This is a genomic window from Serratia sp. M24T3 (genome assembly GCF_000257645.1).
In the GTDB taxonomy this organism is placed as follows: Bacteria; Pseudomonadota; Gammaproteobacteria; order Enterobacterales; family Enterobacteriaceae; genus Rouxiella.
Genome location: NZ_AJHJ01000039.1, coordinates 1 through 26,137 on the forward strand (window position 1 = coordinate 1; position 26,137 = coordinate 26,137).

At 52.4% G+C, this 26,137-nt stretch carries 24 protein-coding genes; 15 read left to right on the top strand and 9 right to left on the bottom strand.

The window, feature by feature from the left end; all coding sequences use genetic code 11:
• The first annotated feature begins 211 nt into the window (after positions 1 to 211).
• Positions 212 to 457: a sulfurtransferase TusA gene (gene tusA, locus SPM24T3_RS20645; RefSeq protein WP_009638765.1), complete on the top strand. Its 246-nt coding sequence runs from the start codon at positions 212 to 214 to the stop codon at positions 455 to 457.
• Between the two features lie 73 nt (positions 458 to 530).
• On the opposite strand, the gene SPM24T3_RS20650 is transcribed toward tusA, so the two are convergent.
• The 4 genes from SPM24T3_RS20650 to rsmD all read right to left on the bottom strand — a co-directional run bounded on the left by SPM24T3_RS20650 (position 531) and on the right by rsmD (position 4,836).
• The gene (locus SPM24T3_RS20650; protein WP_009638766.1) at positions 531 to 2,882 is read right to left on the bottom strand and encodes a zinc/cadmium/mercury/lead-transporting ATPase; all 2,352 of its coding nucleotides are present in this window, start codon (positions 2,880 to 2,882) and stop codon (positions 531 to 533) included.
• A gap of 158 nt (positions 2,883 to 3,040) precedes the next feature.
• On the bottom strand, positions 3,041 to 3,667 hold the full coding sequence (locus SPM24T3_RS20655) for a lysoplasmalogenase (RefSeq protein WP_009638767.1): 627 nt from the start codon (positions 3,665 to 3,667) through the stop codon (positions 3,041 to 3,043).
• 280 nt (positions 3,668 to 3,947) lie between these two features.
• Positions 3,948 to 4,223, bottom strand: coding sequence for a DUF1145 family protein (locus SPM24T3_RS20660; protein WP_009638768.1), 276 nt, complete (start codon positions 4,221 to 4,223; stop codon positions 3,948 to 3,950).
• Complete coding sequence (gene rsmD / locus SPM24T3_RS20665) at positions 4,213 to 4,836, bottom strand: 16S rRNA (guanine(966)-N(2))-methyltransferase (protein ID WP_009638769.1); 624 nt, start codon at positions 4,834 to 4,836, stop codon at positions 4,213 to 4,215. Before rsmD ends, SPM24T3_RS20660 begins: the two co-directional genes overlap by 11 nt.
• A gap of 262 nt (positions 4,837 to 5,098) precedes the next feature.
• Here rsmD and ftsY point away from each other — a divergent pair, with 262 nt between their 5' ends.
• The 4 genes from ftsY to rpoH all read left to right on the top strand — a co-directional run bounded on the left by ftsY (position 5,099) and on the right by rpoH (position 9,459).
• Positions 5,099 to 6,634, top strand: a complete 1,536-nt coding sequence (gene ftsY, locus SPM24T3_RS20670; protein WP_009638770.1) for a signal recognition particle-docking protein FtsY — start codon at positions 5,099 to 5,101, stop codon at positions 6,632 to 6,634.
• 5 nt (positions 6,635 to 6,639) lie between these two features.
• On the top strand, positions 6,640 to 7,311 hold the full coding sequence (gene ftsE, locus SPM24T3_RS20675) for a cell division ATP-binding protein FtsE (RefSeq protein ID WP_009638771.1): 672 nt from the start codon (positions 6,640 to 6,642) through the stop codon (positions 7,309 to 7,311).
• A complete protein-coding gene (gene ftsX, locus SPM24T3_RS20680) occupies positions 7,301 to 8,281 on the top strand; it encodes a permease-like cell division protein FtsX (RefSeq protein WP_009638772.1) in 981 nt (326 codons plus the stop codon). The genes ftsE and ftsX overlap by 11 nt, the downstream gene beginning before the upstream one ends.
• 320 nt (positions 8,282 to 8,601) lie before the next feature.
• Positions 8,602 to 9,459: an RNA polymerase sigma factor RpoH gene (rpoH, locus tag SPM24T3_RS20685; protein ID WP_009638773.1), complete on the top strand. Its 858-nt coding sequence runs from the start codon at positions 8,602 to 8,604 to the stop codon at positions 9,457 to 9,459.
• A gap of 115 nt (positions 9,460 to 9,574) precedes the next feature.
• Here the strand turns inward: rpoH and panM are convergent, their stop codons facing one another.
• On the bottom strand, positions 9,575 to 9,961 hold the full coding sequence (gene panM, locus SPM24T3_RS20690) for an aspartate 1-decarboxylase autocleavage activator PanM (protein ID WP_009638774.1): 387 nt from the start codon (positions 9,959 to 9,961) through the stop codon (positions 9,575 to 9,577).
• 280 nt (positions 9,962 to 10,241) lie between these two features.
• Between panM and SPM24T3_RS20695 the strand changes: the two genes are divergently transcribed.
• The 6 genes from SPM24T3_RS20695 (at position 10,242) to ugpQ (ending at position 16,749) form a co-directional block, all read left to right on the top strand.
• Positions 10,242 to 11,429 carry a PLP-dependent aminotransferase family protein gene (locus SPM24T3_RS20695; protein WP_009638775.1) on the top strand — a complete coding sequence of 396 codons (1,188 nt, stop codon included), beginning with the start codon at positions 10,242 to 10,244 and terminating at the stop codon, positions 11,427 to 11,429.
• 271 nt (positions 11,430 to 11,700) lie between these two features.
• The gene (gene ugpB / locus SPM24T3_RS20700; RefSeq protein WP_009638776.1) at positions 11,701 to 13,017 is read left to right on the top strand and encodes a sn-glycerol-3-phosphate ABC transporter substrate-binding protein UgpB; all 1,317 of its coding nucleotides are present in this window, start codon (positions 11,701 to 11,703) and stop codon (positions 13,015 to 13,017) included.
• A 145-nt stretch (positions 13,018 to 13,162) separates the two neighbouring features.
• Positions 13,163 to 14,050, top strand: a complete 888-nt coding sequence (gene ugpA / locus SPM24T3_RS20705; protein WP_009638777.1) for a sn-glycerol-3-phosphate ABC transporter permease UgpA — start codon at positions 13,163 to 13,165, stop codon at positions 14,048 to 14,050.
• Positions 14,047 to 14,892 carry a sn-glycerol-3-phosphate ABC transporter permease UgpE gene (gene ugpE, locus SPM24T3_RS20710; protein WP_009638778.1) on the top strand — a complete coding sequence of 282 codons (846 nt, stop codon included), beginning with the start codon at positions 14,047 to 14,049 and terminating at the stop codon, positions 14,890 to 14,892. The genes ugpA and ugpE overlap by 4 nt, the downstream gene beginning before the upstream one ends.
• Positions 14,893 to 14,929: 37 nt before the next feature.
• A complete protein-coding gene (locus SPM24T3_RS20715) occupies positions 14,930 to 16,003 on the top strand; it encodes a sn-glycerol-3-phosphate import ATP-binding protein UgpC (RefSeq protein WP_009638779.1) in 1,074 nt (357 codons plus the stop codon).
• A gap of 2 nt (positions 16,004 to 16,005) precedes the next feature.
• Entirely contained in the window at positions 16,006 to 16,749 is a 744-nt protein-coding gene (gene ugpQ / locus SPM24T3_RS20720; protein WP_009638780.1) for a glycerophosphodiester phosphodiesterase, read from the top strand.
• A 156-nt stretch (positions 16,750 to 16,905) separates the two neighbouring features.
• On the opposite strand, the gene SPM24T3_RS20725 is transcribed toward ugpQ, so the two are convergent.
• Both SPM24T3_RS20725 and SPM24T3_RS20730 read right to left on the bottom strand, forming a co-directional pair.
• Entirely contained in the window at positions 16,906 to 17,223 is a 318-nt protein-coding gene (locus SPM24T3_RS20725) for a hypothetical protein (protein WP_009638781.1), read from the bottom strand.
• Positions 17,224 to 17,318: 95 nt separating this feature from the next.
• On the bottom strand, positions 17,319 to 18,206 hold the full coding sequence (locus SPM24T3_RS20730) for a LysR family transcriptional regulator (RefSeq protein ID WP_009638782.1): 888 nt from the start codon (positions 18,204 to 18,206) through the stop codon (positions 17,319 to 17,321).
• 135 nt (positions 18,207 to 18,341) lie between these two features.
• Between SPM24T3_RS20730 and SPM24T3_RS20735 the strand changes: the two genes are divergently transcribed.
• Positions 18,342 to 19,568 carry an MFS transporter gene (locus SPM24T3_RS20735; protein WP_009638783.1) on the top strand — a complete coding sequence of 409 codons (1,227 nt, stop codon included), beginning with the start codon at positions 18,342 to 18,344 and terminating at the stop codon, positions 19,566 to 19,568.
• 3 nt (positions 19,569 to 19,571) lie between these two features.
• On the opposite strand, the gene metR is transcribed toward SPM24T3_RS20735, so the two are convergent.
• Positions 19,572 to 20,525 carry an HTH-type transcriptional regulator MetR gene (gene metR / locus SPM24T3_RS20740; RefSeq protein ID WP_009638784.1) on the bottom strand — a complete coding sequence of 318 codons (954 nt, stop codon included), beginning with the start codon at positions 20,523 to 20,525 and terminating at the stop codon, positions 19,572 to 19,574.
• Positions 20,526 to 20,629: 104 nt separating this feature from the next.
• Between metR and metE the strand changes: the two genes are divergently transcribed.
• On the top strand, positions 20,630 to 22,906 hold the full coding sequence (gene metE, locus SPM24T3_RS20745) for a 5-methyltetrahydropteroyltriglutamate--homocysteine S-methyltransferase (protein WP_009638785.1): 2,277 nt from the start codon (positions 20,630 to 20,632) through the stop codon (positions 22,904 to 22,906).
• Between the two features lie 246 nt (positions 22,907 to 23,152).
• Positions 23,153 to 23,917: an SDR family NAD(P)-dependent oxidoreductase gene (locus SPM24T3_RS20750; RefSeq protein ID WP_009638786.1), complete on the top strand. Its 765-nt coding sequence runs from the start codon at positions 23,153 to 23,155 to the stop codon at positions 23,915 to 23,917.
• 116 nt (positions 23,918 to 24,033) lie between these two features.
• Here the strand turns inward: SPM24T3_RS20750 and SPM24T3_RS20755 are convergent, their stop codons facing one another.
• The gene (locus SPM24T3_RS20755) at positions 24,034 to 24,861 is read right to left on the bottom strand and encodes a dienelactone hydrolase family protein (protein ID WP_009638788.1); all 828 of its coding nucleotides are present in this window, start codon (positions 24,859 to 24,861) and stop codon (positions 24,034 to 24,036) included.
• A gap of 376 nt (positions 24,862 to 25,237) precedes the next feature.
• Between SPM24T3_RS20755 and udp the strand changes: the two genes are divergently transcribed.
• Complete coding sequence (udp, locus tag SPM24T3_RS20760; RefSeq protein ID WP_009638789.1) at positions 25,238 to 25,999, top strand: uridine phosphorylase; 762 nt, start codon at positions 25,238 to 25,240, stop codon at positions 25,997 to 25,999.
• Positions 26,000 to 26,137: the final 138 nt, after the last annotated feature.

Sequence of the window (26,137 nt, forward strand, 5' to 3'; positions counted from 1 at the left end):
TTACGGCGCCAACGGGTCTTGGGATGTAACATCGTTGGCTTCACTCTTTCACCCGAATCATTGACTAAATGTAAGCTCATCGGGATTCACTCTCTTGCCGCCTTGTTACAGCGCTAGGGGCTTTGGGGTACAACATCGCTTGCGTCGTTTAAATTGCGAGTTAAACTGTCGCGGCTTAAACAGGGTGAATCAGAAAGGGGAAACCGCCACCATGAACGACGTATTTGACCATCCCGACCACCAGTTAGACGCGCTCGGCCTGCGTTGCCCAGAGCCGGTAATGATGGTGCGCAAAACCGTGCGTAAAATGAACGACGGTGAAACCCTGCTGATTTTGGCCGACGATCCGGCAACTACCCGCGATATTCCAGGCTTCTGCCGTTTTATGGAACACACCTTAGTAGCCTCTGACATTGAACAGCTGCCTTATCGCTACCTGCTGAAAAAAGGGTTGTAATAAAAAAGCACCGACGCATAACCACGCCAGTGCTTTTAGATTTTAAACAGTCCAGCATTCTGACCTGATTATTTTATGATTTTTTCCTGAGTAACCGCAGCGCATTGGCCGTGACCAAGGCCGTTGCCCCCGAATCTGCTAATACCGCCAGCCAAAGACCGGTCAATCCAATCAGCGTCGTCACCAGGAAAATCCCCTTTAGACCCAGAGCGATAGTGATGTTTTGGCGGATGTTAGCCCGCGTTGCTCGTGAAAGCTCAATCATCTGTGCCAGACCGCCGAGGCGATTGTGAGTCAGGGCCGCATCGGCAGTTTCCAGCGCTACGTCGGTGCCGCTGCCCATCGCAATACCTATACGCGCGGCCTTCATCGCCGGTGCATCGTTGATGCCGTCACCTACCATTGCTGTAACCCGGTTCTGGCTAAGCTCGGCCACTGCACGTACTTTATCTGCCGGAAGCAGACCTGCCTTGAAGTCGATGCCCAGTTTGGCGGCAATACTTTGTGCGGCCAGCGGGTTATCGCCGGTCAGCATCACCGTTTCAATTCCCAATCGTTTAAGGTCCGCCAACGCGCTGATAGCATCCGCCCGCAGTTTGTCCTGCATCGCCAACAGCCCAACCGGGCGCTCATCCTGAACAATCACGACGACGGTTTTACCCATCAACTCCAGCTTGGTAATTTGCGCAACCACTGTGGTCGCCAAGGTATTTTCAGGCAAATGTTTGGGGGCAGCGACCAATACCCGTTTTTCGTGTATCCAACCTTCAACGCCCACACCAGCTAGTGCTCGACGACGTTCGGCAGTCAAAGCCGGTTGCGCCGTGGCCGCTTCGATAATCGCCTTGGCCAGCGGATGATGCGAGCCGACCTCCACGGCTGCGGCCATTGCCAGCAGCTGCGATACCGAAATATCGGCTAATGCGATACTGTCGGTGACCTCTGGTTTGCCTTCGGTCAGCGTGCCTGTCTTGTCCAATGCAATAGTCTCAACCAGCGCCAGCTGTTCGAGCGCGGCACCGCCTTTGATTAGCGCGCCCTGACGTGTTGCCGCCGCCAGTCCAGAAGTAATCGCGGCTGGGGTTGAAATCACCAATGCGCAAGGGCAACCAATCAGCAGCAACGTCAGCCCGCGATAAATCCAGGTTTCCCAAGCTAAACCCATCGCCAGCGGCGGGATGAGAATGACCAGCAGCGCCATCAGCATGATAACCGGAGTGTAATAACGGCTAAAGGTATCGAGGAAACGCTCGATGGGTGCGCGGCGTTCTTCTGCTTCTTCAATCAGCTGCAAAATGCGGTCGATTGCGCTTTTGCCCGGCGCAGAAGACACGTTGAGCTGCGCAACCGTATCAACACACAGGCTGCCTGCCGGAATTTTTTCGCCGGGCTGGCGTTCGACCGGAACGGACTCGCCGGTTAACGCGCTTTCATCAAAGCTCGCAGCGGCCTGCATCAACACGGCATCCACCGGCAAACGGCCACCGGCCGAGACTTCAATAACATCATCAGGGCGCAGGCTGGCAACTGGCACCGTCTGCAATTTACCCGCGACCATCTTCTGGGCGCTTTCGGGGATCAGTGCCATCAGGGCTTTGACACCACTGCGCGCTCGGCTGGCGGCAAAGGCTTCAAGCTTTTCACCGACCATAAACAGCAGCAGAACCATCGCTGCTTCGGCGGTGGCACCAATAAACAGCGCGCCAATTGCGGCAATGCTCATCAGGGTTTCAATGGCAAAGGGCGTGCCGCTGCGAGTCTGACGAATTGCCTGACGCAGCACCGGCCACAGGCCAACCAGCGTAGTTAGAGTAAAGGCGATTTTGCCAAACTGCGGCGTAAACTGATTGAGTAAACTACTCAGCAGCATCAGTACAATCAGTCCAATCAGTAAGGCGTTTTCCCGCAGAAAGGAGGGCGCTGCAGCAGCGGGGGATTCTGGCTCGATCAGCGTGAAACCGGCGGCTTCAACGGCCTGAGTGATTTTTAGGGAAAGGCTTTCAGCCGAGAGGTTGTGAGGGGCATCAACCACCAGTTTTTCGGTTGCGAAAAGTACTTTGGCCTTGCTGATATTGGCCAGGCCGCCGACGGCATTTTCAATCTTGCGCGCACAGCTAGGGCAATCCATACCCGTTACTAACCAGCTTAAACGCTGTGTATTGGGTTGAGCCGCGCCGGGACTTTCCTCATCACCGCCTTCATTATCATCACTGTCGCAAGCCTCGTGGTTGTGCGAGTGTGAGTGCCCACTGGGTGGGGTTGAAGTACAGCAGGAAGAGGCGGCCAGAGGCGCAGAATCACTACAGCAATCAGCCGGATGCGGGCCAACAGGTTTGATACGGCTAATTTGCTTGAACGTCGTCGTGCGAGGGGCCGAACTTTTACAGCTCCCGCCACAGCTGGAAGAATGTTGATGTGTAGACATATAAACTCTCCTGAATAGCGTCTTCGAACGCTGATTGCAGGAGTGTACACCTTGGAGTGGACTCCAGGGTCAAGGCGAAAGTACAGGCCGATGCCCAACGCCCCCTTTAAATAATTTTTACGCTAATAATTTCAATTATTTAAAGGGGGCAGAAGGCGTTACAGATACAGTGATTCCACAATCAGGAAGTGGCCGCCGAAATAACAGGCGGCAACAATGGCGTCTGCCGTGCGGAATTTATAGCGGTAATGGCTGACCATCCAGACGATATTGGCGACCAGCAACAGGATCGCGCCGCAAAGTGCTGCGAAGGCTGCGTTAGTGCCACGGAAGAAATATTGCTCGCCGGCAACCCATACCATGATTAAGGTCATAACCATGAAGGTGATAATCGCCCAGCGCATTTCTTCGAGTCGGGTCCAGATCGTTGCCAGCAAAACCAGGCCGATGACGAGGAGCACGACGGGTAGCGGCCAGTAGTATACAAAACTCATCTGACTGGCGAAGCTCAGGGTGTAAAGCAAGTGCGACAGGAAAAATGCCCCGATAGCGTAAAGGTAGCGCTCTTTAGGCAATAGCAGCAGCGCATCGGCAATCAGCGTTGCCAGCAGGCCCACTTCAATCAGGTAGCCATTGGTGGAAATCACCGGCGCTAACCACGCGAGCAGCATCAACAATAGCAGGGTAACAGGTTTAAACAGCCAACCTTGCCAGCGCGGCCCCCGATAGCGAGCATCGACATACAGCCAGGCAGAAAGAAATACAGCAATAAACGGCCAACTCATTGTTTGTCCTTATCTATTCAAAGAAAGCAAAGAACTGCCAAAACAGCGGAGCAATTCCCGCTCCACCACATCCTTTCAGTGTAGGAGAGGCACGGGGGGGCCGACAATCTTAAAACAGGCTTAAAATTGCTTTAGTGAAATAAACTGGGGATTTAGACAGGTTGGTTTAACTTTTATCTAGCCAAATCGCGCCGTGCTGGGGATGAAAGATGCGATGGCGATAAGCGACTCTGACAGGCAACACAATTACCTTAGTCATCGACAGAGTCGCCGTAGTCATTTATTTTTTCGGCAGCGGCGGCTGTTTCTTCTGCCAGGCCAGCAGTTCAAATACGCCGAACAGGAAAATTCGCAGCTCAAGCCAGCCGCCAATCTTAGGCTGATCTTTGGCCTGCGTGGCTTTAAGCAGCATGACCTGAATCCCGTGCATGAAGAACATAAACACCATCGCCACGTCGAGGAAATATCTCATCGGTTTAGGGAACGGGTGCACGATGTTCGACAGCAAGAAAATCCAGATGCAAAGCATCAGTAAACGACCAAAATTAATCAACATCTGACTGCTCCTGTGGCGAGGTGTCCGCGTCTGGCGTAACGTCGCGATGATATAAACGATAGGCAACTTGTCCGGCTATTTTTTCGCGATGCAGACGCCAGCCATTGGGCACCGGGATCGGGCCGTGTTCCACTTCTGATTCAATGTAAATCCAGGCTTCATCAGCCAACCAGCCGTTTGCGTCGAGTAATCCGAGCGTGTCTTGCAGGATGCCTTTGCGAAAAGGCGGATCGAGAAAAATCACATCATAGGGTGTGCCACTTTTAGCTAGCCAATTCATGGTGTTAACGTTAATCACCTGACCCTGCTGCGCATTCAGCAGCGCGAGATTACGCTCGAGTTGCTGAGCTACCGGTTTTTCGAATTCCAGCAACGTGGCGCTGCCCGCATAGCGCGACAGGGCTTCGATACCCAGTGCGCCACTGCCGGCGAAGCAGTCCAGGCAACGCGCACCCTGAATTACCGGGGCCAGCCAGTTAAATAATGTTTCTCTCACCCGATCTGTCGTCGGGCGCAGTCCTGGGCTGTGCGGCACCGGTAGCTTGCGTCCACGCCATTGCCCACCAATCAGGCGGATCTGGCCAGCAGCCGGGGTTTGCGGTTTTTTTGCCATAGTTTTTGAGTATAAATTCTGGTTGTATAAATTTCGTCGTGGGTGTTCAGAACACGGTTTGGAGGGCTATTCTACCGGTGTGGCACGTTTGGGCAAACATTTATCCCTCTCTTGCGTAACGGTTCGGCGCGTAGTTGATTGTATGAGCAGTGAATTCATCACTCAGGCGTGTTGCGTTTAAGGGAAAGTGATAGACTGCTAGGTTATTACCCTATTAATAATCCGTTCGTCGAGAATTAACGGCGTGGAGTGAAGTTGTAAAATGGCAAAAGAGAAAAAACGCGGCTTTCTTTCCTGGTTTGGACGTGGTCGCAAGGAAGAAGAACAGCCGCAAGATGCAGAAAAACTTGAGCAGCCCGTTGAGCCGGTAGAACATGCCGAAGCCGAGGCGCACGTAGCTTCTGAACAGCATCATGAAGCTCCTCGCGAAGAGCACGCCGGAGAATGGGACGCTGCCGCAGTCGCCGAAGCAGAAATCGTTGATAAAGCCCACGAAATCATTTCCGAGCCTCAGCACGTCGAGCCAGTGGTTATAGAATCCGAGACTGTAGGGTCTAGTGTCATAGAACCTGAAGTTGCAGAGCCTGAGGTTATTGAAAGTCTGCCGGAAGCCGAGCCTGCAATTGCAGAGCACCAGCCCGAAGCCGAGCCAGCGATCATTGACGTCGAGACGATAAAAGAGGTTGAGCCGACTTCACAAGTGCTGGCACAGGAAATCGTTGAAGTCACCGAGCAGGTTGCCGCGCACCAACATCTGCCCCAGACAGTGATCGAGCCAGAGCACGACGTGCCTGAAGTGCAGGATTTACCGGTTGCACAAGAGCCGTTGGTCAGCCTGCCTGCGCTGGAACAGCAGACCGAGCAGGAGCGCCCAACCAAAGAAGGCTTCTTTGCGCGCCTTAAACGCAGCCTGATTAAAACCAGGCAGAATTTAGGTTCCGGCTTTATTGGCCTGTTCCGCGGCAAGAAAATTGATGACGAGCTGTTCGAGGAGCTGGAAGAACAGCTGCTGATCGCTGATGTCGGCGTCGAAACTACCCGTAAAATCATTACTTCCCTGACCGAGCATGCCAGCCGCAAGCAGTTGAAAGATGCTGAAGCGCTTTACAGCAAGCTGAAGGAAGAAATGTCTGAAATATTGGCTAAAGTTGATAAGCCGCTGGATGTTGGCGGGAAAACCCCGTATGTCATCCTGATGGTCGGTGTTAACGGCGTCGGTAAGACCACAACCATCGGTAAACTGGCGCGCCAGTTTGAGGCCGAAGGTAAATCGGTAATGCTGGCGGCGGGCGATACCTTCCGTGCAGCGGCGGTCGAACAGCTACAGGTGTGGGGCCAGCGCAACAATATTCCGGTGATTGCCCAGCATACCGGCGCTGATTCTGCCTCGGTGATTTTCGACGCGATTCAGGCAGCCAAATCACGCAAAGTTGACGTGCTAATCGCCGATACTGCGGGCCGTTTGCAGAATAAATCCCATTTAATGGAAGAGCTTAAGAAAATTGTCCGGGTCATGAAAAAACTGGACGAAGACGCCCCTCACGAGGTTATGCTGACGCTGGATGCCAGTACTGGGCAGAACGCGGTGAGCCAGGCCAGGCTGTTTAACGAAGCAGTTGGTCTGACGGGCATCACCTTGACCAAGCTGGACGGTACCGCCAAGGGCGGCGTGATCTTCGCTATCGCCGACCAGTTTGAGATCCCTATCCGTTACATCGGCGTAGGTGAGGGTATCGAAGATTTAAGGCCGTTTAAGGCTGACGATTTTATTGAGGCACTTTTTGCCCGAGAGGATTAATACGGATGATTCGCTTTGAACAGGTCAGTAAAGCTTATCTAGGCGGGCGACAGGCGCTGCAAGGCGTCGATTTTCATATTCAGCAGGGAGAGATGGCGTTTCTGACCGGCCATTCTGGAGCCGGTAAAAGTACACTGTTGAAACTGATTTGCGGTATCGAACGCCCGAGTGCAGGAAATATCCTGTTTGGCGGACATGATATTAGCCGCTTGAAGAGTCGCGAGGTGCCGTTCCTGCGTCGTCAGATCGGCATGATCTTCCAGGATCACCACTTGCTGCTGGATAGAACCGTTTACGACAATGTGGCTATGCCATTGATTATCGCTGGTGCCAGCGGTGAAGATATTCGCCGTCGCGTTTCTGCCGCGCTGGACAAAGTCGGGCTGCTGGACAAGGCGAAAAATTTCCCTATCCAGCTGTCCGGCGGCGAGCAGCAGCGCGTGGGCATTGCTCGTGCCGTGGTGAATAAACCGGCGGTACTGTTGGCCGATGAACCTACAGGTAACCTGGACGAAGCGCTGTCGGAGGGGATTTTGCGGTTGTTTGAAGAATTTAACCGTGTCGGCGTAACCGTGTTGATGGCAACCCATGACATGGGGCTGATTGCCAGCCGACGTTATCGCACGCTGACTTTGAGTCAGGGAAGAATGGCCGGAGGCGCGTACTATGGCGAATAGTCCAAAACCGGTCAGGAAAGCCAAGAGCACCCCTGAATCGAAGAGTAAATCATTGCAGGGCGGTTTCCGCGAGCAGTGGCGCTATGCTTGGAGCAATACCATCCGTGACATGCTGCGCCAGCCGCTGGCCACACTGTTAACGATTATGGTGATCGCCATCTCACTGACTCTGCCGAGCGTTTGCTATCTAGTATGGAAAAACGTTAGTCAGGCAGCCGAGCAGTGGTATCCCACGCCGCAATTGACTGTGTTTATTGATAAATCGCTGGACGATGACGGCGCTCTCAACGTTATCAAACAGCTGAAGGCCGAAGCTGGGGTCGATAAAGTCAATTATCTGTCCCGTGAAGAATCGTTAAGTGAGTTCCGCAACTGGTCAGGTTTTGGCGGCGCGCTGGATATGCTGGAACAGAATCCATTGCCTGCTTTGGCGATTGTTACGCCGAAAATGAATTTTGAGGATTCCAAGACGCTGAGCACTTTGCGTGATCGCATTGCTGCGGTTCAGGGCGTTGAGCAAGTCCGCATGGATGACAGCTGGTTTGCACGTCTTGCTGCGCTAACCGGGCTGGTGGGGCAAATTGCTTCTATGATCGGCGTGCTGATGATAGTCGCCGTGTTCCTGGTCATTGGTAACAGCGTACGCCTGAGCATTTTCAGCCGCCGCGATACCATCAACGTGATGAAGCTAATTGGTGCCACCGACGGCTTCATTCTGCGACCTTTCCTTAACGGCGGGGCAATGTTGGGCTTCTGCGGCGCGGTGCTGTCATTGATCCTTTCCGAAGGGCTGGTGTGGCGTCTGGAAACCGTGGTTACTCAGGTGGCATCGGTGTTCGGCACGACCTTTGTTCTGCACGGCCTTGGCTGGGACGAAAGCCTGCTGCTGCTGCTGATCTCGGCAATGATTGGCTGGATCGCCGCTTACCTGGCAACCGTACAACATTTACGACGATTTACACCACAGTAAGATTTTTTTGTTATACTCTTCCCTTGTAGCTGCGGATTGTGCTGCAAGGGAAGATCCCCATATTAATACTCTGCGTCAAAGGATCCTTATAATTTAGGACCTTAACTTGTTCTTCCCCGGTAAGCACAATTTCCCAATCATTTCCCCTTTACCTCGCATAAAGTCATTGGGCCGAGAAGGCGCTAAGAATGAACTTTGAACGAGATTCAGGGTCAAATCAGCAGCAAATGTGAGTGGTTCTTCGTTGAACTGTATCCGTCGGTATTCATTCCACGGCAACGTTGTGTAAAACCTTCTTACGTCACATTAGAGAGGCTTTAATGACCAAAGAAATGCAAACTTTAGCATTAGTCCCCCAAGGTAGCCTGGAAGCCTATGTTCGGGCCGCCAATGCCTATCCTATGCTTACGGCAGAGGAAGAGCGGGCGCTGGCTGAACGGCTGCATTACGAGGGTGATCTGGAAGCGGCCAAGCATCTGATCCTGTCTCACTTACGCTTTGTCGCTCATATCGCTCGTAATTATTCAGGTTACGGTTTGCCACAGGCTGACCTTATCCAGGAAGGCAACATCGGCCTGATGAAAGCGGTTCGCCGTTTTAATCCAGAAGTCGGCGTACGCCTGGTTTCCTTCGCTGTGCATTGGATCAAAGCCGAGATCCACGAATACGTTCTGCGTAACTGGCGTATCGTGAAGGTCGCGACCACCAAAGCTCAGCGTAAGCTGTTCTTTAACCTGCGCAAAAATAAACAGCGTTTAGGTTGGTTCAGCCATGAAGAAGTCGAGCATGTTGCGCGTGAACTTGGCGTAACCAGCAAAGACGTGCTGGAAATGGAATCCCGCATGGCAGCGCAGGACATGACCTTTGACCCAACGCCGGACGAAGAGCCGCGCGATGGTCAGGCTATGGCACCGATGCTGTATCTGCAGGATAAAAGCTCTGACTTTGCTGAAAGCATCGAAGAAGATAACTGGGAAAGTAACGCCGCCGATAAACTGACTTTCGCAATGGAAGGTCTGGACGAGCGTAGCCAGGATATTATTCGTGCTCGCTGGCTCGACGACGACAACAAGTCGACGCTGCAAGAGTTGGCCGACAAGTATGGTGTTTCCGCCGAACGTGTCCGTCAGCTTGAAAAGAATGCGATGAAAAAGCTGCGCACAGCGATCGAAGCCTGATGCGATAATACAGACAAATGCAAAGTAAAAAGCGACCTTGAGGTCGCTTTTTTATACCTAGAATTTGCCGAAAAAACAGTCGCCTTGCTGCTTGAGATAAAAATTACTCGCAGAATCAATGCCGTGTTTTATGCCAGCCGTCTGCTATTAATTCAAATCCGCAGGCGCGCATAAAAGCGTCTAAGGCCGGTTTATCAGCCACTGCCTGCATTGAGAAATCCCGCACTTCAGGCAACTGTTGCTGCAAATCTTCCAGCAAATACAACCCGACACCGCGACGGCGGGTGACTTCACGCACGCATAAATCGTTTAATTCAGCCTGCTTGCCGCTAATAGAAACTTTTACTGCACCCAGCAGGCGATCATTAAAACGAGCGGCAAAAATTATCTTCAGATCGCCCTCGCTTTGCCAATCGGAGACCTGTTGATTCGGCCAGATTTTGGCTAAATCAATTTTATCCTGATCAGTTAATGCGTCGAGTCTTTCAATGGTTAATTTCATGATGAGATGCAGATTTTTAGGGAAAAAGGACGGTGACAGTTTACCTGATCACTCCAGATTCGTTACCTGACTTTTTTCAAGGAAATTTGCGTTTGGTAAGCCGTTTGCCCAGCGCGCAGGGCGTGCCGCTTGCCTGCTAGTGTGATAAAGATTGTTGATTCCAAAAAAATCTGTGTTAAATCTATTAAACCGCACGCTAAGTGCTTTGCGGTTTTTTGTTTATCTATAAATTAACTTTGCTCACATTCTTATCAATTTTGCACACGACCGGGAACATTAAATGAACACAGAAGGTTTACTCGCCGCCCGCATGACCAGGCTCAAGAGTTCGGCTATTCGGGAATTGCTCAAGCAAAGCCAAATGGAAGGCGTTATTTCACTGGCGGGAGGTATTCCTTCTTCGGCGCTATTCGATTTTGAAGGTTTGGCGCAAGCCACCCAACTGGCAATTACCGAGCGGCCTGAGTTAGCATTCCAATACGGCCTGACTGAAGGCAGTCACGGACTGCGCGTCGGCATTGCCGAGCTGTGCAAAGGTCGCGGCATTGTTGCCACGCCGGAAGATATTGTAGTGACCGCCGGATCCCAGCAGGCGCTCGATCTGGTGATGCGCGCGGTGGTTAACCCGGATGACGTGTTCGTTGTTGAGCGCCCAACTTATTTGGCCGCGCTGCAAACCTTGGAACTGGCTGAAGCAAATCTGGTATCCGTTGGTTCTGACGGCGACGGCATGAAGGTTGACGAACTGGCCGAAGTGCTGAAAACCCGCAAAATCAAAGGCGTTTACTTAGTACCGACCTTTGGCAATCCAAGTGGCGTGACGCTGAGTTTGGCGCGTCGCGAGCAGCTGGTAAAACTGGCCGCCGAGCACCATTTCCTGATCGTTGAAGATGACCCGTATGGCGAGCTTCGTTTCACGGACGAGCGCCTGCCGACCCTTTACGAGCTTTCGCATGCTCAATACGGCCATGCAGATAACATCATCTACACGTCAACATTCTCCAAAATTCTGGCACCGGGCCTGCGTCTTGGCTGGGTTATCATGCCGCAATGGCTGTTGAATAAAGTGGCGATCATCAAACAGGCCGCCGACTTGCACGCTAGCTCGCTGTCGCAAACTGTGGCGGAATACTATTTGGGGCTGGGTCGACTGGATAAGCAGATTGAAACTATCCGTGCTGCCTACAAAAAGAAATGTACCGTACTGGCCGAGTTGCTGGAACGCGAGCTTGGCCACGTTTTGACCTTCGAATATCCTAAAGGCGGTATGTTCCTGTGGGCGCGATTCCGCGAGCCGCGTAACTGTACCGAATGGATGAAGAAAACCCTCGAGCAGGGCGTAGTCTTCGTGCCGGGCGAGTTCTTCTTCTCGGACAATCCGGATTACTCGACTTTCCGTATCTCCTTCGCGACCGCGACAGAAGAGCAGCTGCATGAAGCCGTTGCCCGCCTGAAACGCGCGCTGTAAAACCGAGATAACAGGTTGGCTGTCTCACTGAGGCGGTTAAGCTTAGTGCAAACTGATAAATAACTTAAGGCGCATCGCTAACCCGATGCGCTTCTTTTTTGCCATCTTCCCGTCATCTGCGTTTCACTCTGCTGTCACGTCATTGTCATTTAACGGTTATTTTTCTGTCATTTAGCCGTGTCATGTTAGCTCCCGAATAAAAAAGTTTTTTAACTTCCATTACTTCTCTGCAATTACAAATTCAAACACCGGCAGAATTCAGGAGACAGGCATGTTCAACAATTTAAAAAAATCGGCTCTGGGTGCAGCACTGATGCTGGCTTTCAGCGCCAACGCTCTGGCCGTCACGGAAATTCCTTTCTGGCATTCCATGGACGGCGAGTTAGGCAAAGAGGTCAACTCATTGGCCGATCGTTTTAACCAAACGCATCCTGACGTAAAAATTGTTCCTGTTTATAAAGGCAAATACGACCAGAATCTGGCTGCCGGTATTGCCGCTTATCGCACCGGCAATGCTCCGGCGATTTTGCAGGTCTATGAAGTTGGCACCGCGACCATGATGGCCAGTAAAGCGATCAAGCCGGTCTATCAAGTGTTCGCTGACGCGGGCCTGAAAGAAGACGTTTCCCAATTCGTTCCAACGGTTTCCGGTTACTATTCAGACTCTCAGGGTCGTCTGCTGTCTCAGCCGTTCAACAGCTCCACGCCGGTGCTGTACTACAACAAAGACGCGTTTAAGAAAGCGGGTCTGAATCCCGATCAGCCGCCAAAAACCTGGCAAGAGCTGGAACAGGATACTGCGAAGCTGAAAGAGGCCGGCATGAAGTGCGGCTATGCCAGCGGTTGGCAGGGCTGGATCCAGATTGAAAACTTTAGCGCCTGGCACGGTTTGCCGGTGGCGACCAAAAATAACGGTTTCGACGGCACCGACGCAGTTCTGGAATTTAACAAGCCGGAGCAGATCAAACACATTCAGTTTCTGGAAGATATGAACAAGAAAGGTGAGTTCACCTATTTTGGTCGTCAGGATGAGTCTACTGCCAAGTTCTACAACGGCGATTGCGCGATGACTACCGCCTCATCTGGCTCGCTGGCCGATATTCGTCAGTATGCCAAATTCAACTATGGTGTAGGCATGATGCCTTACGACGCTGACGTGAAAGGCGCGCCGCAGAACGCCATTATCGGTGGTGCCAGCCTGTGGGTGATGAAAGGCAAGGATGATGCGACCTACAAAGGCGTGGCCGAGTTCCTGCAATTCCTGACAACTCCGGCAATTGCCGCGGAATGGCATCAAAAAACGGGCTATCTCCCGGTTACCACTGCCGCCTATGAGCTGACCAGACAGCAGGGCTTCTACGATAAGAACCCAGGTTCTGACGTTGCAACTCGCCAGATGATGAACAAACCGCCGTTGCCGTTTACCAAAGGTCTACGTCTGGGCAACATGCCGCAAATCCGTACCATCGTAGATGAAGAGCTGGAAGGCGTATGGAGCGGCCAGAAGACGGCAAAACAGGCGCTTGATGAGTCAGTACAGCGCGGTAACCTGCTGCTGCGCCGTTTTGAAGCCTCTGTTAAGCAATAACAACGACCGTTGCCAAATCAATAGGGCAGTGCGTAACAATGAATCTCGACAGCCGTTGTTACGCATTGTTCTTTTGAACAGTTTGGTGATGCCATCGTTGATCTTCGTTGCCCTTTTCAGCCCTTAGTTTCTATGAGTAATTCCTATGAGTTCACACCGTCCCGGGTTTGGCTGTAGTTGGTTGCCGTATGTGCTGGTTTTGCCTCAGCTGTTGATTACGGCGATCTTTTTCCTCTGGCCCGCCGGTCAGGCACTGTGGTATTCCGTGCAAACCATGGATCCTTTTGGTATCTCGAGCCAGTTTGCTGGGTTCACCAACTTTCAGCAGCTGTTCCAGGACCCCTACTATCTCGCTTCTTTCAACACCACGCTGAAATTCAGCTTCATGGTGGCGTTTTTCGGCCTGGGTATTTCGCTGCTGCTCGCTGCGATGGTGGATCACGTAATCCGCGGTAGTCGTATTTATCAGACTTTGCTAATTCTGCCTTATGCCGTAGCGCCCGCCGTGGCTGCTGTTCTCTGGATGTTTCTGTTTAGTCCTGGATTAGGGCTGATCACTCACTTCCTTGGCACGCTCGGCTATAACTGGAACCACGCACAGAACAGCGGACAGGCGATGTTCCTGGTAGTACTGGCATCTATCTGGCAGCAGGTAAGCTATAACTTCTTGTTTTTCCTCGCTGCGCTCCAATCGATTCCACGTTCGCTGGTCGAGGCCGCTGCCATCGACGGCGCTGGCCCAATTCGTCGTTTCTTTAATTTGGTGTTGCCGCTGATTTCTCCAGTCAGTTTCTTCTTGCTGGTGGTCAATCTGGTTTATGCCTTCTTCGATACCTTCCCGGTAATTGATGCGGCCACGCAAGGCGGTCCGGTACAGGCGACAACAACGTTGATTTACAAGGTTTATCGCGAAGGTTTCACCGGGCTCGACCTCTCAAGCTCTGCCGCACAGTCGGTGGTATTAATGGTCATGGTGATCGCCCTGACATTTATTCAGTTCCGCTTCGTTGAGCGTAAGGTGCGTTACCAATGATCGAAAACAGAAGAGGTCTCGATATTTTCTGTCACCTGGTGCTGATTATTGGCGTGCTGCTGGTGTTATTCCCGCTGTACGTGGCCTTTGTTGCCGCGACGCTCGATAACAAACAGATTTTTGAAGTGCCGATGAGTCTGGTTCCGGGCGGGCACTTTTTCGAAAATATACGGACTATTTGGTCACAGGGCGCAGGCGGCAGCAGCCCGGCATTTGGCCCGCTGTTGCTGAACAGCTTTATCATGGCGATGGCAATTACCATCGGCAAGATTTCGATTTCGATGCTGTCGGCCTACGCCATCGTCTATTTCCGTTTTCCGTTGCGTAACCTGTTCTTCTGGCTGATCTTTATGACACTGATGCTGCCGGTTGAGGTACGTATTTTTCCTACAGTACAAGTGATCGCCAATCTGCACATGCTTGACAGCTACACCGGCCTGACTTTGCCTTTGATGGCTTCTGCCACGGCTACGTTCTTGTTTCGCCAGTTCTTTATGACGCTGCCGGATGAGTTGCTGGAAGCGGCGCGCATCGACGGCGCAGGAGCAATGCGCTTTTTCTGGGACATTGTCCTGCCGCTCTCGAAAACCAATCTGGCGGCGCTGTTTGTCATCACCTTTATTTACGGCTGGAACCAATACCTGTGGCCAATTCTTGTCACCAGCGATGCCTCGATGGGCACGGCGGTGGCGGGGATTAAAAGCATGATCTCTTCGGGAGACGGCTCAACACAGTGGAATCAGGTAATGGCTGCGATGATCATGACGTTATTACCACCCTTGGCGGTGGTACTCCTGATGCAGCGCTGGTTTGTGCGCGGCCTGGTAGACAGCGAGAAATGATTAACTTGGTAAACGATTCATTTGGTAAACAATAAACATGGCAAATTTAAAACTCCAGGCAGTGACCAAGTCCTACGACGGACAAAACCAGATAATCAAGACTATCGATTTGGATGTCGCTGACGGCGAATTCATCGTGATGGTTGGCCCTTCCGGCTGCGGTAAGTCAACGCTGTTGCGTATGGTAGCTGGCCTCGAGCGCACCACCAGCGGTGATATTTATATCAACGACGTGCGTGTGACCAATCTTGAGCCGAAAGATCGCGGTATTGCGATGGTGTTTCAAAATTACGCACTGTATCCGCACATGAGCGTGTACGACAACATGGCCTATGGCCTGAAAATTCGCGGTTTTGGCAAGGTGCAGATTCAGTCGCGCGTTGAGGAAGCGGCGCGCATACTGGAATTGGGTCCGTTGCTGAAACGCAAGCCGCGTGAGCTTTCCGGCGGCCAGCGTCAACGCGTGGCAATGGGGCGCGCCATCGTGCGAGAACCGGCAGTATTCCTGTTCGACGAGCCGTTATCAAACCTTGATGCCAAATTGCGCGTGCAGATGCGTCTCGAGCTGCAACAGCTGCATCGCAGATTGCGCACCACCAGCCTGTATGTGACTCATGATCAGGTGGAAGCCATGACCTTGGCCGAACGAGTAATCGTGATGAACAAAGGGATTGCCGAGCAAATCGGTACGCCTTCCGAGGTTTATCAGCGTCCCGCCAGCCTGTTCGTCGCCAGCTTTATCGGCTCTCCGGCGATGAATTTATTGCCGGGTCAACTGACCACCGACGGTACCTCTCTGGTGATGGAGGGCGGCTACGAACTCCCATTGCCAAAGGCGCGACCAGAATGGGGCGGCCGTGAATTGACCTTGGGTGTACGACCTGAACATATTCAGCTAACCAATGATCCGCACAGTGGCATTCCGATGGAGCTAAAAAACCTTGAGCTGCTGGGCGCGGATAACCTGGCGCACGGAGTTTGGGCAGGAAGTGGGGTGGTGGTCAGACTCTCTCACGAAAATTGTCCGGCTAGCGGCACGTATTTACGTTTGGTTTTACCCGCTCACGCGCTACACTTTTTTGATTCGAAAAGCGGATTACGGATGGAGTGAAAATGACAGTTTGGCCTTATCCACGCATTGTGGCTCATCGCGGCGGCGGTTCGCTAGCGCCTGAGAATACCCTGGCAGCAATTGATACCGGGGCTCGCCTCGGTCACAGCATGATTGAGTTTGACGCCAAGCTGGCGCAGGACGGCGAGATTTTCCTGTTGCACGACGACACCCTGAATCGAACCAGCAATGGCTGGGGCGTAGCGGGTGAGCTGAGCTGGGACAAGCTGGTGCAGCTCGATGCTGGCAGTTGGTACAGCACCAGCTTTAGCGGAGAAAAACTGCCGTTGCTCTCTGAGGTTGCGTCGCGCTGTGCCGAATACGGCATGATGGCCAACATCGAAATTAAAGGCACCACCGGGCTGGCGTATGAAACAGGCGAAAAAGTGGCGCTGGCGGCGGCTGAATTATGGCGTGGTCAGTCAGTTCCCCCGCTGCTTTCTTCGTTTGATGTGCCGTCTCTTGAAGCTGCACAGGCTGCTGTACCTGAGTTACCGCGTGGTCTATTGCTGGATAAATGGGATGAAAACTGGCAGGCGCTTACCTCGCGTCTGGGCTGCGTTTCTTTGCATATCAATCATAAAGAGCTGACTGAAGAACGGGTTGAGAGCCTGCATCAGGCAGGTCTGCGCATTCTGGTGTATACCGTGAATAGCCCGGAAAGAGCGCGGCTGCTGCTGGACTGGGGCGTGGACTGCATCTGCACCGATCGCATCGATCTTATCGGCCCTGATTTCGCGGTTTAAAGCCTTCACAAACGGTAGCGATTGATTACAGAGGCTTAAATTTACTTGGGTATTAAATGTAGTATCAAATTTAATACCCAGTGAGCGCCTAATAATTACTCATCACCAGTGCAGATACTGTGGTGTTTGTTAAATACTGTTGTGTTTGATTAAATACTATGGCGTTTGATTAAGCTTCTGCTGCAAGCGTTGCTGATTATTATCGAGCTGGCTTTGCTGCAAACGCTGCTGATCGTTGAGTGACTGAGATTGCAGCCTTAGTCGCTGCTGCTGCTGGCTGAATTTCAGGTCTTGCTCTTGTTGGCGCTGATGTAATTGCTGATCGCTTTGCATCCGCTGCAGCATCCGTTGTTGCGCCGGATTATTCAGTAGCTGCTGCTGCCTTTCGATGGGCGTTTGGGTGATCGCGGCGAAGCTGGAAGCGGTCATTAGCATCATCCCAAGTCCCGCTAGAATCTGTTGAAAACCTTTCATGGTAAAATCTCCTGCTGGATGTTTCCTACATTAAGTTTACTTCATTAGCCTGTTGTTTGGATGATTTTTAGGACAAGCTCAGAGTTTGCCAAAAACTAGCGGTTTAACGGGTTTTGGGCGAAGTATTCCACCAGATAGTCGATAAATGCCCGCAGTTTGGGGGTGACGTGCTTACTCACCGGCCATAGCGCCCAATAGCCGTTCTCGGCCGCTGGCTGATCGGCAAACACTGGCAGCAGCAAGCCGTCACGCAAATAGGCTCGAACCTGATATTCCGGCAGACAGGCAATGCCAAGCCCCTTGAGCGTGGCGTCGATTATCACCCGATTGGTATTGCAAACCATGGCGGCGGGAAGCTCGGAAGCGTCAATGGAGCCGGTCCACTGTTCAATGCGGCCGGTGCTCGGATACTTGTGCAACAGGCAGGCGTGTTGCAATAAATCCAACGGCTGCTGAGGCATGCCTCGTTGCGCAATGTAGGCCGGAGCGGCAACAATGGCTCGCTGATACCCACCGAGATAGCGCGACTTCAGCCGTGAATCGACCGGCGTGCCAGTGCGGATCACGGCATCAAAGCCTTCCTCGATAATATCGACCATGCGATCGGTCATATCGATATCAAGCTGAATTTCCGGGTAGCGTTGCATAAACCCGCTGATCAGTGGCAGAACAATGACGTCGACAAATGGCAGGCTGATTTTTAATTGCCCCTGCGGCGCGCGATGACTTTCCATCAGTTCAAGCTCGGCGTTTTGCACCTCGTCCAGAATACGGCGGCAGCGCTCAAGATACTGCGACCCTTCGTGGGTCAAAGTAATGCTGCGGGTGCTGCGGTAAAACAGCTGTACCGATAAACGCGTCTCAAGCCGGGCGATACTTTTCCCTATCGCCGATGAAGAAACGCCTAACTGTTTCGCCGTTTCTGAAAAGCTGCGCGTTTCTGCCACTTGCACAAATATCTCGATGCCGCTCAGCTTGCTCATTATAGATCCTGCTCATTTAAGACATTTATGTCCGATATGATAAGAATTTTAGCCTATTTTTCTTCTATGTTTTTGTCTTTATCCTGTACCGCACTCTGAAAGGTGTTTTTAGCCGCTTTATAACAGGAAAAAATCATGTCGCAGTCATTACCGGCCGAAAGCCCTATAAACTCAGCAAAACTTGGCGTTCCAGGCTATTCCCCTGCACGACTGCTGAAATCCGCGTGGTTGGTCGTCGCCGTATTTATGCTTTCCAATGCACCAACGCCGCTTTATATCCACTGGAAGCAGCAATTTGGCTTTTCATCCGGTACTTTAACGCTGATTTTTGCCTGCTACATTTTGGCGCTGGTTTTCACGCTGCTGGTTGCCGGCCAGCTGGCGGACAGGTTGGGGCGTAAAAAAGTCATTATTCCCGGCCTGATTGCCTCGGTATTGGCCTGTTTGTGTTTTATCGGCGCACAGTCGATTTATGCACTGTTGGCAGCACGTTTTCTGACCGGGATTGCAGTGGGCGTTACCGTGACCGCCAGTATGGCCGCGGTTGTCGATGCTGGTGGTGAAAGCCGTAAACGTCAGGCCGCGCTGGTAGCATCGATTGCAATGGTTGGCGGAGCAGGGCTGGGACCAGTGATGAGCGGGGCGATTGTGCGCTTTTTGCCGCACCCGGTATTCACCGTTTTTGCCGTTGAGCTGCTGGTGCAACTGAGCGCAATTATTATTGCTTTACGCCTGCCGCCGGTGCAGCGAATCGGCGTGTCGGCATCGCGCCCGCTGCGCCTTCCTTCTATCCCGAAGAAGAATATTTTTCATCTGCTGATGGGGTGCCTGTTTTTCGCGCCGGGTCTAACCGCAACTTCGCTGATGCTTTCGCTAGGACCGGTGCTACTGAGCCATTATTCGAATGCCGGTAGCCCGGTAATTGCCGGGATCATGGCCTGCGTGATGTTTACGGTCGCGGTGGGAACACAAATTTTGTGTCGTAAACTACCCATCAGCAAGGTGTTTTACATTAGCGGTACGGCGCTGATTGTGGCGATGCTGAGTATTATTGCCACGCTGCACGGCGGGGGCGTAAAAATGATTTTCATCGCCGCACTTGCCTCGGGTGCCGCACAGGGGCTGGGGCAATTGGGCGGACTGACGCTGTTGTCGATGAATATCGCCGCCGATCGTCGTGCCGAAGGCAACGCGCTGCTCAATATCGGCGCCTATATTCCGGCAGGATTACTCCCCGTTGCAACCGGCTATCTGATGGATATTACTGGCATGACCCTGAGCTTCACCCTGCTTGCCTCAACGCTTGTTACCGTGGCGGTTATAGGGCTGACGATAGCGACACGCCAACGTAATCTGGGTTAATCATCAAGCTTCTGGCGGTTCTGAAATCGCCCTTGGAGCAGAAGAAATTCCAGGGCGCGAGGCGTCTCGTACAAACGGCAAATGATTGCAGGCGTGCTGGCGCGCCGATCGGATAAATGCCTCTGTCACTGCCTGTCGCTGCTCTCCATCGCGAACGGCAGCGTACAGGCGGCTCCACAGGCCGTCACCCAAAGTTTTAGTCACTACCAGGCCCTGTTTCTCAAAACTCTCCACTACCCAGTGCGGCAGCGCGGCAATACCCATGTGTGCCGACACCATCTGGATCAGCAGCAAGGTATTATCAACGCTTTTCAGCGCCGGACTGACACCTGCCGGCTGCAGGAAATGTCGCCAGATATCGAGACGTTGGCGCTGAACCGGGTAAATCAGCAGAATTTCGCTGCTCAAATCTTCCGGAGTGATCACGTCTTTGCTGGCCAATGGATGATCCGGTGCCAGCACCAGTCGAACTTCAAAATCAAACATTGGCGAATAGTGCAGGCCGCTGCGAGGAAGAATGTCGGAAGTTAAAACGATATCCAGCTCGCCCTGTTGCAAGGCCGGCTGCGGGTCAAAAGTCACACCTGATTTAAAGTCCATCAACACCTGTGGCCAAGTCTGATGAAAAGCATCCAGCGCGGGCGTTAGCCACTGAATACAGCTGTGGCATTCAATCGCGATGCGTAGCGAAGCCTGATGTGGTTCATGACAGGCCTGCAATGCCTGCTGAATTTGTGGCAATACCTGCTCCGCCAATTGCAGCATGATCTCCCCCTGCGGTGTAAAGCGCAGCGGCTGACTTTTACGCACGAACAGTCTGAAACCGAGACGCTGCTCCAGGTCGCTGAATTGGTGCGACAGGGCTGATTGGGTCTGGTGTAACTGTGCCGCTGCGGCGGCAAGAGAGCCGGTATTTCGCAGAGCTTGCAGCGTCCGCAGGTGTTTCAGTTCGATCATGAGAGTCCTTCACTGTCACTGTGAATAATTTGCGCTTGTGGAATATACAGTACCTGCGGATTATGGATGTGTAAACATCTGGATGGCCAAATGGGAATTTAAAGATGACGATACTGAATCACACTCTGGGTTTTCCACGCGTTGGTTTGCGTCGTGAACTGAAAAAAGCTCAAGAAAGCTACTGGGCTGGCAACATCACTCAAGAAGAATTATTGGCGACGGGCCGCGAACTGCGCGCCCGCCATTGGCAACAACAACAGCAGGCTGGCGTGGATTTAGTGCCCGTTGGCGATTTCGCCTGGTACGATCACGTTTTGACTACCAGCCTGTTGCTGGGCAATGTTCCAGAGCGTCACCAAGGCGCTGACGGTTCCGTCGATATCGACACCTTATTCCGCCTGGGTCGTGGCCGAGCACCGACGGGCAAACCTGCCGCCGCTGCCGAAATGACCAAATGGTTCAACACTAACTATCACTACATGGTGCCTGAATTCGTGAAGGGTCAGCAGTTCAAACTGACCTGGACTCAGTTGCTGGAGGAAGTTGACGAAGCGTTGGCGCTAGGCCACAAGATTAAACCTGTGCTGCTCGGCCCGTTGACTTACCTGTGGCTAGGCAAAGTAAAGGGCGAGCAGTTTGACCGCCTGTCACTGATCAACGATATTCTCCCGGTTTATCAGCAAGTTCTGGCTGAGCTGGCAGAGCGTGGCATTGAGTGGGTACAAATCGACGAGCCTGCACTGGTGCTGGAATTGCCACAGGAATGGCTGGATGCCTACAAACCGGCTTATACCGCGCTGCAAAGTAAAACCAGGCTGCTGCTGACTACCTATTTCGACAGCATCGGCCACAATCTGGAAACTATCCGTCATCTGCCGGTACAAGGTTTGCACATTGACGCCGTGGCGGGTCGCGATGATCTGACGGCGGTGGCCAACGCGCTGCCAAAAGACTGGCTGCTGTCGCTGGGCGTGATTAATGGCCGTAATGTCTGGCGTGCCGACTTAAGCACCTGGTTTGATCGCCTTAAACCTCTGGTTGCCGGTCGCAGTATTTGGCTCGGTAGCTCCTGTTCACTGCTGCACAGCCCAATCGATCTTAGCGTCGAAACGCGTCTGGATTCAGAAGTGAAAAGCTGGTTTGCCTTTGCCGTGCAAAAATGTGCCGAGCTGGCGTTGCTGGCTGATGCACTGAACAATCCGAGTGCTGAAGCGCAGAGAAAACTGGCTGAATACAGCGCCCCAATTCGTGCTCGTAAAGAATCTACCCGTGTAAACAACGCCGCTGTCGGCAAGCGTCTGGCGGCAATCAATGCCAGGGATATCGAGCGTCCAAGCGCCTATCCAAACCGTGCCAAGTCTCAGCGCACGCGTTTTAATCTGCCCGCCTGGCCGACCACGACGATTGGTTCATTCCCGCAAACCACCGAAATTCGAGGCCTGCGCCTGGACTTCAAACAGGGTCGGCTGGACAGTAAAAATTACCGCACCGGCATCAGCGAGCACATCAAGCAGGCAATCAATGAGCAGGAACGGCTAGGGCTGGACGTGCTGGTACACGGGGAAGCCGAGCGTAACGACATGGTCGAATACTTCGGCGAGCATCTGGACGGTTTTATATTTACTCAAAACGGCTGGGTGCAGAGCTACGGCTCTCGCTGCGTTAAACCGCCGGTAATCATCGGTGACGTGAGCCGTCCTGAAGCCATTACTGTTGAGTGGGCCAAGTACGCGCAGTCTCTGACCGAAAAACCGGTTAAAGGCATGCTGACCGGTCCAGTGACCATTCTTTGCTGGTCATTCCCGCGTGAAGACGTGAGCCGTGAAATCATTGCCAGGCAGATTGCTCTGGCACTGCGTGACGAAGTTGAAGACTTGGAAAAAGCCGGTATCGGCATTATTCAAATCGATGAACCAGCGCTACGCGAAGGCTTGCCTCTGCGTCAGTCCGAATGGCAGGCTTATCTGCGCTGGGCAGTTGACGCCTTCAAACTGAATGCCGCGATTGCTCGTGACGAAACACAGATCCACACTCATATGTGTTACTGCGAGTTCAATGACATCATGGATTCTATCGCCGCGCTGGATGCAGACGTGATAACCATCGAGACTTCTCGTTCAGATATGGACTTGCTGGAATCGTTCAGGCACTTCGACTATCCGAATGAAATCGGTCCGGGTGTTTACGATATTCACTCGCCGAATGTGCCCAGCGTGGAGTGGATTGTGGACCTGTTGCGTAAAGCTGCAGACCGCATCCCGGCTGAGCGCCTGTGGGTAAATCCAGACTGTGGGCTGAAAACTCGCGGCTGGACGGAAACACGCGAATCGCTGGAGAACATGGTGAAAGCCGCTCGGCGCCTACGCGCTGAAAACGTCTAAGAGTTAATGTGTGATGTTGTGATGTCATTGGGCGCTTCGGTGCCCTTTTTTACGTCTGATTGCCCGCCATTATTATTTTGTAACTTCTTTGATGCTGCTCTGTAGCCCCCGACACCCTTTGTCTGCCCCCAATCGTTACGCGCTAATTTGGCCGATTTGAGCCGAAATAGCAGATTTTTTACTAGGCTGAAAGGAGTAAGCCCTTTAGACAATAGTTGATTAATGATTCAACGTAAGGAGACAAAGATGAGCCGATTTAAAGATAAAGTGGTCGTCGTCACTGGCGCAGGTTCTGGTATGGGAGCTGCAACCGCGCAACGCTTCTCGGCTGAAGGAGCCATTGTTGTGCTGGTCGGACGCACTGAAGTCAAGTTGGCCAAGGTGGCTAACACGCTGGAAAATACCCACTATTATATCCACGTCGCCGATATCTCAAATCCGCAGGATGTTGAAAAACTTGCCAAAGTGGTGCTGGACAAGTTTGGCCGCGTTGACGTGCTGGTAAACAATGCCGGTGTGGTGGTGCAGGGTAAAGTCAATGAAGCCAGCATTGATGACTGGAAGAAAATTCTCGATATTGATGTCAGTGGCGTGTTCTACGCGACGCGCTTCTTTATCGATGCCTTGAAAAAGAGCAAAGGTAATATTGTTAATGTTTCATCGGTTTCAGGTCTGGGCGGTGACTGGGGCATGAGCTTCTATAATGCCGCCAAAGGAGCCGTGACTAATTTTACCCGCTCTCTGGCAATGGACCACGGTGCAGACGGTGTGCGTGTCAACGCTGTCTGTCCGAGTCTCACGCTGACCGACATGGCCGGTGACATCAAAGACAACAAGGCGTTACTGGCGAAATTCGCTGAACGAATCCCGCTAGGTCGTGGTGCCGAGCCTGAAGAGATTGCCTCGGTGATTGCCTTCCTTGCCAGCGATGACGCCCGCTTTGTTACCGGCGTTAATCTGCCGGTTGATGGAGGCTTAAGTGCCTCGAACGGGCAGCCTAATCAGTCTTAACTATTTATTTTTAACTTATTGTTCATGTTGCATGAGCATTAAAAAAGCCTCGGGGTAAATGCCTCGGGGCTTTTTGATTCCATTAATGGAAAATTCTATTAATGCGCTCGAAAGATTTACTTCACGCCATATTTGGCAAACCACGCCAGCATGCGCTGCCAGCCATCGGCCGCGGCTTCCGCGTTATAGCTTGGGCGATAATCGGCATTAAATGCATGCCCGGCTTCAGGGTAAACCACGATCTCGGCATTGGCATTGGCGGCACGTATCGCCTGACGCATACTTTCCACCGTATCCTGAGCAATACCTGTGTCCTGACCGCCGTACAGTCCTAATACCGGAGCCGTTAAGTCAACCGCTTCATCGACAGGATGAGTTGGCGTGCTTAGCGTTTTATTGCCCACCAACTTGCCGTACCACGCAACGCCAGCCTTGAGTTGCGGGCTATGAGCAGCATAAAGCCAGGTGATACGACCTCCCCAGCAGAAACCAGTGATCGCCAATTTGCTGGCGTCACCACCGTGCTGAGCGGCCCAGTGTGCGGCATGGTCCAGATCCGCCAGCACCTGTTGGTCAGGAACTTTGCTAACCAGTTTCTCCAGCAGCTCACCGACCTCGGTGTAGTCGGCAGGATCGCCCTGACGGAAATACAGCTCAGGCGCGATCGCCAGGTAGCCTTCTTTAGCCAGTCGGCGGCAGAGATCGCGGATGTGCTCATGTACGCCAAAGATCTCCTGAACCACCAGCACAATCGGCAGTTTGCCAGTGTGTTCGGCCGGTCTTGCCAGATAGGCAGGCAGATTTTCTCCCTGCGATGGGATGGTAGTTTCGCCCGCGTGCAGGCCTTCAGTATCGGTGTGGATAGTGGTAGCGGATACAGGCGTAACGGCAGGGGAGAAACTGTCAGGTGCTTGTTTTAATTGTATTAAATCATCAGTCTTCATTGCAGTCTCCATACAAGGGTAAATACTTTTCTTTTAAAACGATGAATCGGATTTTCGAAATAAAGACTCAGTTTCTAAACTATAAGCCATAAAATGATCACATCAACAACCATAGCCTGTCATCTGCCTGCACCTTATGTAAAAAATGCTTAGGCGCGCGAAATTTGACCGGTTAGGCATTAAGACCGCAGGGATTAATCATGATAGATCGGCTTAATTGCTCAAAATTTTGTGATTTCTATCACATTTAAAATGTAATCGATGGTAATTGTAGTGTCGCTTAGCGATTCGCATCACAAAATTAAGCTGCAATGAGCGATAAAGTAAGGAGATATTATGCTCGTTATAAATGACCGAATTAAAAAGGAGTTCAATTATGTCTCAGTCTGAAGTTTTCCATCTTGGCCTGACCAAAAGCAGCTTGCAGGGCGCCACTCTGGCCATCGTACCAGGGGATCCCGAGCGCGTAGAAAAAATCGCCAGACTGATGGAGAACCCGGTACGCCTGGCTTCACACCGCGAGTTTACCTCTTGGCGCGCAGAGCTTGATGGCAAATCGGTCATTGTCTGTTCTACCGGCATCGGTGGACCTTCAACTTCAATCGCCGTGGAGGAGTTGGCTCAGCTTGGCATCCGCACTTTCTTGCGCATCGGGACCACTGGCGCAATTCAGCCGCATATTAATGTCGGCGACGTACTGGTAACGACTGCAGCAGTCCGCCTTGATGGTGCGAGCCTGCATTTTGCACCGATGGAATTTCCGGCCGTGGCAGATTTCGCCTGCACAACCGCGCTGGTTGAGGCCTCGAAGGCGGTCGGCGCAAATATTCATATCGGCGTGACGGCTTCCTCTGACACTTTCTACCCTGGCCAGGAGCGTTACGATACCTACTCAGGCCGCGTGGTTCGTCGTTTCAAAGAATCGATGCAAGAGTGGCAGGAGATGGGAGTCATGAACTATGAAATGGAATCGGCGACCCTGCTGACCATGTGTGCGAGCCAAGGTCTGCGTGCTGGTATGGTGGCGGGCGTAATCGTCAATCGTACTCAGCAAGAGATCCCAAACGCCGAAACCATGAAGCAGACAGAAAGTCATGCGGTGAAAATTGTAGTTGAGGCTGCGCGCCGCCTGATTTAATCCTGATAATAACCTGATTTTTTCCTGATAATGCGGCGTAACAGGCGTTAACCGTGTATCTGATAAGGGCTGCCAATGGGTGGCCCATTTTTTTATCTTTTTCGGGCTATCTGGTATGGTCTTAGCACTGACCTTTGA